Raw genomic sequence first — 4,855 nt, forward strand, 5'->3', positions numbered from 1 at the left:
AAACCATCGGCACTGATATAAGGTACGCCTTGACGTGCAATTAGTTTGGCGCGGTTTTCGATGTTCAAATCATTCCAATGTGATTGATATTCGCAAACTGTATAAGGGCCATAAACTTCTGTCAAACCGTAAACATGAATAATTTTTGCGCCAATTTTAGTAAGTTTTTCAATCAATGTTGGCGATGGTGGTGCGCCGGCTGTAGTGATAGTTAAAGGTTTTTCTAATAATTGCGGACAGTCTGGATGATTCACCAGAGAAATTAAAATTACAGGTGCAGCATTTAAATGGGTTACTCCTTGTTGTTGAATTAACTTCCAGATATTACCAGGACTGAACTTACGTAAACAAAGATGAGTGCCGCCAATAGCAGTTACCGCCCAAGTAAAACACCAACCATTGCAGTGAAACATGGGTAAAGTCCACAGATAAACTGACTCAGAGGTTAACGTTGTCTCAATGATTTCGCCTAAACAGTTAAGATATGCGCCACGATGAGAGTACATTACGCCTTTGGGTTTACCTGAAGTTCCACTAGTGTAATTAATAGAAATCGTTTCCATTTCATCTGTAATCTTCCAAGGCATAGGAGTAGGTTTACCCGTTTGCAGAAATGCTTCATAATCTTCTCCATCTATAGGCAAAAACCCTTCAATGTCATTGACATTGATGATATATTTAACCGTTTCCAAACTACTTTGAATAGGTCGAATTATGTTAGCTAACTCTGTATCAACAAACAGGAATTTAGCACCGCAATCATTCAAGATATAAGCAACTTCTTGAGCAACTAAACGGGTATTAATAGGCACTAGAACACCACCTGCTAAAGGCACTGCAAAATGGGCTTCTAGCATTGGTGGAATATTAAAGCAAAAAAAAGCAACGCGATCTCCTTTTTCAAGTCCTGCTTGACACAGTGCAGAGGCTAAACAGTTTATTCGTTGGGCAAATTCGCTGTAGGTAAAAGATTTTTGATTATATGTAATAGCAACTTTGTGACCATAGACTTTAGCATTACGTTGAATAAAAGTTAGAGGTGTGAGAATGCTGCGCTCAACTGCTTCCGAATTCATAGCTAATAACAAGTGACTATTTACTGCATGAGCATACCATACGCTTATACGCATAATATTTATGTTTCATCAGTCTTAAAACAATCAATCAAATTTCGGCTTTCAGATTTCCAGCCAAAGTTTTGAATTAAAACAGAGCTAAGAATTCCTCGTTACAAACTAACTGGCGGATTGTTGTATTTCAACAGCAAAACTATTTAACTTAAGATGTCCGGGAGTTAATCATGAACTTGTCGCCAGCTTATCAACAGTGGGAAGAAACTACTAAACAGCAGGCAAAGCTAGAAGAACGCCGTCAAGTTATAGAAAACTTATTGAGATTTCGGTTTGGTTATGTTAATGAGGAACTATCGAGAATTGTTGATAGTTTATTACAGCTAGCACCCGAAGAATTTACTCCCTTGTGTTTGCAATTGACCCGTGAAGAACTATCGGCAAGATTTACCCAATAAAATAAATTTCCAGTTTTCGAGACAACTTATCAAGAGGGGAGGCGGTTTGTTAACAGCAGACCGCTTTTTGATTGTCAAAAAATTCAGTCCTGGCAGCAGTTAACCACAAAGTTGTTCTAAAAACTCAAGCGATCACTATTTTATTCAGCTAGCGATCGCTTAAGAAAATAAAATCGATTCATTTCTAAGATTTTTGCACAAATAGTATTGCTACGCCAAGTCTAAATCGAAAGCTAATTGTTCAGTAATCAAAGATTAAACCGCTTTGATGATTAAACCAGAAATAATCCAAAAGGAGAGATTGTATGCAAGTAACAATCACGATTCCGCGTGGCTGGGGTTATCCAAGATTTACATTTGGTCAACGCACAAAACAAGGAATAGTTGTAGGGATTGAACTTATTCCCACTGATAGCTTAATAGGAAAGGAAGGTAATGCAGGCTGGCAGTACGGTTTACTGCCTCACAAGAATAGTAAGGATATTGTTTACTTACCAGAATCCGATATACAACAGCTTTCAGCCCAACAAGCTCAAGAAGAAATCTTAACTGAAATTGACGCGCATTTAAACCAAGTTGCAATACTCCAAGCACAGTTAGAAACTCCCTTAGATATCAAAACCCCGTTTGGAAATGTGCAGCCGAAAATTACTGTATCAAAATCAAAAGATATTTCCAGACGTTCGGCTGCATAAATGTTGCTTTGCACATCTTCAATGAGAAATTCAACTAAACCTTATGAACAAGCAGCAAGAGCTTCAAGAAGCTTGGGATGCTCTAATGGGAGGCGGCAAAAAGCATTATGTTCTAACAGGTTTTTATGCCTTGGGTGATGCGTTTTTAATCAGCAATAAAGACCCTAAGTGTAAAAACCAAATTGTGCTGGTAGAGCATAGGCTCAAACAGCAAATCAACCATTGGGATTTCATTTGCCCGATGTCAGAATGCAACCGCCAAGCTACTATTACAACCAATGGTGATGATGGTAATGGTAATTTGAAACGTAAAGCAACATCGCTTAAAGTCTACAGCTAAATTCTCCCAATTCAGGAGTTCTTAATCTCATAATTCCTGAATTTCTACCTCAAACAATTTCAACCATCAAAAATATGCCAACCAAAACCAGCACTAAGAAGTCTGCTGATAATTCTAATGCCTGTCTGCTGTTTCTTAAGAACAGAGGTGGAAAGGCTAGATTGTCAGAGCTAACTTTTAGCCAAACTGTGATTCAGGATTTGATAACCAAAAATATAGCTAAGGTTACAAATACAGGGAATGGTTATTATTTGGAACTGGAGAATAAATCATGAATTTAAAACCAGTTTTTGACCCGAAAAATCTCAGCACTTCCAAAATTTACCTGATTGATTGTGTGCAATACAGATACGTGCGAACTGAGGGCAGTGGCAAGAATAGCAAGTATGTATTTGCACCACTACCAAATCAACGAAAGTCATCTGAAATATCTTTTAATTCTACAAAGTTGGCAATTAGATGTCAGGAGGTTGTGGGGATGAATTATGAACCTCCACAAGAGCAATTTGTAGTGCAGATGGGGTTGCTGTGATGTCGAAATACAAACCACGACTGGTTAAGCATCCTGTGAAAGTTACCAGGGGTGATTCCAAAAAGATAGTTTATCGGGCTATCAGAAATATTCAACAAATCAAAAATAAACAAGCAGTGGGAACAACCAGAATCAATCGGCAATGTCTGATGGTTCGGCAGGAAGGTATTTATTGGGTTGTTGTTTAGTTGTCCGATGAAACGCTTCGCTGATTACTGATGAAAATTTGAGGTACTGAAGAATGGTACAAGCAATCGCACCGTCAGAAACATTTCTCGCTGATGCAACTGTTGAAAGAATCAATTTCTCAAAACTAAATAAAACCCGTATTCGCTTTAGCATCAGAATTAAAAACAGCACCATAAGTGCAGCCCCTAAATGGGCAGATGTTTTGAAATCTGAAGATTCTGGTACAGAATCAGACTTAATTAAAGTAACGAATTCTGAAGTAGGTTTGCGTGGCATCAAAGTATTCAAAGCTCTAAATGAAGCAGCTAGTCAACTACGCTCGGAAATTGCGTCCGTGCAAGAGTGGATGACATCTGACAATGGCGATTGGATTTGTCCAATTGATTTAGCTCCTTTAGTGTGGAGTCAATTGCTCAACATTAGAGATGCGATCGCGCCAGCACTTCGCGTCAAGCTTAAGGATGAGTACGAGCAAGGCTTGGAAGATTATCAGCAGCGAATCGAAAACTTCATTTCGTTGAATACTTGGGAACTGCCACAAGATAAGCAAGCGGAAGTTAAAGCGAATCTGTTGAGAGCATTCCCGACATTGAGTGAGTTAGAAGATTGTTTGCAAGTGATTGTCGGTCGTCCCGTGATCATTCCGGCACTGTCTGAACAATTGAATGAGCAACAAGCCCAATGCTTGAACCAAATCACCCAGTTCATTCAACAGTACGACCAAAATCTAGAGCAACGTTTGAAAGAAGCGGCAATCGCTGGAGGTGAACAGTTAGCCGCACAGTTGTTGGAAGAGTTGGCTGGCTGGGAACCCGGACGCAAGCCCGTAAGATTCAAACAAAAAATGCAGAAACATCTCCAGAAGGTGCAAGTGCTGTTAGCTAATGCTAGTCCCGAAGCTGGCGGTAGTCTCCAGTCGATGATGGAGCATTTGAATTCCATTGTGGATGACCCGGCAATTGTTGATAAGAATCTGGGTGCAGATGGGCGATCGCAACTACAGCAGAAAATGGACGACATCAGAGCCAAACTGCTAGATGAGCAGCGCAATCTGCAACAGCTTGCGAGTTCTGACGTTGGGCTGACGGTGGCAACTGTGAGCGCGTTTAAGTTCCGATGAAAAAATGTGCAGTGTGGTGAGAAATGATTCATCACATTGCACTCATTAAAGTTGCTTTTCAAGTATAAATTATGTCACATTTCTCAAAAATCTCAGTCAAGTTTAAAGACCAGTCGTGTCTGGTCGAAGCATTGCAAAGGTTTGGGTTTTATCCTCAAATCCATGATCAGCCAGTAAATTTATTTGGCTATAGAGGTGACAAAAGGGAACAAACAGCCCACATAGTTGTACCCCGAAACCAAATTAGCAGTCTCAGTAATGACTTGGGGTTTTTCTGGAACGGTAATGAGTACGAATGCCTGATTAGCGAGTATGACCAAGGCGCAGGTTTAGCAAAAGCAGGTCAAGGACTAGTAGTCCACCAAGGAAATTTTGCTGGGTAATACCCTCTAATTGATAAACTAGTCAAAAAAGGGGTTGAGCATGGCGAAAAAGTATATTGTAGATTTAA

9 protein-coding genes are annotated in these 4,855 nt (G+C 39.8%); 8 read left to right on the forward strand and 1 reads right to left on the reverse strand.

Going from position 1 to position 4,855, the window contains the following annotated elements; genetic code table 11:
• Window positions 1–1,130: AMP-binding protein (locus tag H6G76_RS36085; RefSeq protein WP_242056686.1), on the reverse strand; the 1,130-nt coding region annotated here is incomplete at its 3' end.
• A 170-nt stretch (window positions 1,131–1,300) separates the two neighbouring features.
• On the opposite strand from H6G76_RS36085, the gene H6G76_RS36090 reads away from it, so the two are divergent.
• The 8 genes from H6G76_RS36090 (at window position 1,301) to H6G76_RS36125 (ending at window position 4,787) form a co-directional block, all read left to right on the forward strand.
• Window positions 1,301–1,528, forward strand: a complete 228-nt coding sequence (locus H6G76_RS36090) for a hypothetical protein (RefSeq protein ID WP_242056687.1) — start codon at window positions 1,301–1,303, stop codon at window positions 1,526–1,528.
• Between the two features lie 305 nt (window positions 1,529–1,833).
• Complete coding sequence (locus tag H6G76_RS36095) at window positions 1,834–2,223, forward strand: hypothetical protein (RefSeq protein ID WP_190710986.1); 390 nt, start codon at window positions 1,834–1,836, stop codon at window positions 2,221–2,223.
• 43 nt (window positions 2,224–2,266) lie between these two features.
• Complete coding sequence (locus tag H6G76_RS36100; protein ID WP_190710987.1) at window positions 2,267–2,563, forward strand: hypothetical protein; 297 nt, start codon at window positions 2,267–2,269, stop codon at window positions 2,561–2,563.
• A gap of 74 nt (window positions 2,564–2,637) precedes the next feature.
• A complete protein-coding gene (locus H6G76_RS36105) occupies window positions 2,638–2,838 on the forward strand; it encodes a hypothetical protein (RefSeq protein WP_190710988.1) in 201 nt (66 codons plus the stop codon).
• Complete coding sequence (locus tag H6G76_RS36110; RefSeq protein ID WP_190710989.1) at window positions 2,835–3,095, forward strand: hypothetical protein; 261 nt, start codon at window positions 2,835–2,837, stop codon at window positions 3,093–3,095. The genes H6G76_RS36105 and H6G76_RS36110 overlap by 4 nt, the downstream gene beginning before the upstream one ends.
• Window positions 3,095–3,283, forward strand: a complete 189-nt coding sequence (locus tag H6G76_RS36115) for a hypothetical protein (RefSeq protein WP_190710990.1) — start codon at window positions 3,095–3,097, stop codon at window positions 3,281–3,283. The genes H6G76_RS36110 and H6G76_RS36115 overlap by 1 nt, the downstream gene beginning before the upstream one ends.
• Before the next feature lie 53 nt (window positions 3,284–3,336).
• Window positions 3,337–4,404 carry a hypothetical protein gene (locus H6G76_RS36120; protein ID WP_190710991.1) on the forward strand — a complete coding sequence of 356 codons (1,068 nt, stop codon included), beginning with the start codon at window positions 3,337–3,339 and terminating at the stop codon, window positions 4,402–4,404.
• A 71-nt stretch (window positions 4,405–4,475) separates the two neighbouring features.
• On the forward strand, window positions 4,476–4,787 hold the full coding sequence (locus H6G76_RS36125) for a DUF1257 domain-containing protein (protein ID WP_190710992.1): 312 nt from the start codon (window positions 4,476–4,478) through the stop codon (window positions 4,785–4,787).
• Window positions 4,788–4,855 lie beyond the last annotated feature (68 nt).

This window comes from Nostoc sp. FACHB-152, from assembly GCF_014697475.1.
In the GTDB taxonomy this organism is placed as follows: domain Bacteria; phylum Cyanobacteriota; class Cyanobacteriia; order Cyanobacteriales; family Nostocaceae; genus Nostoc_B.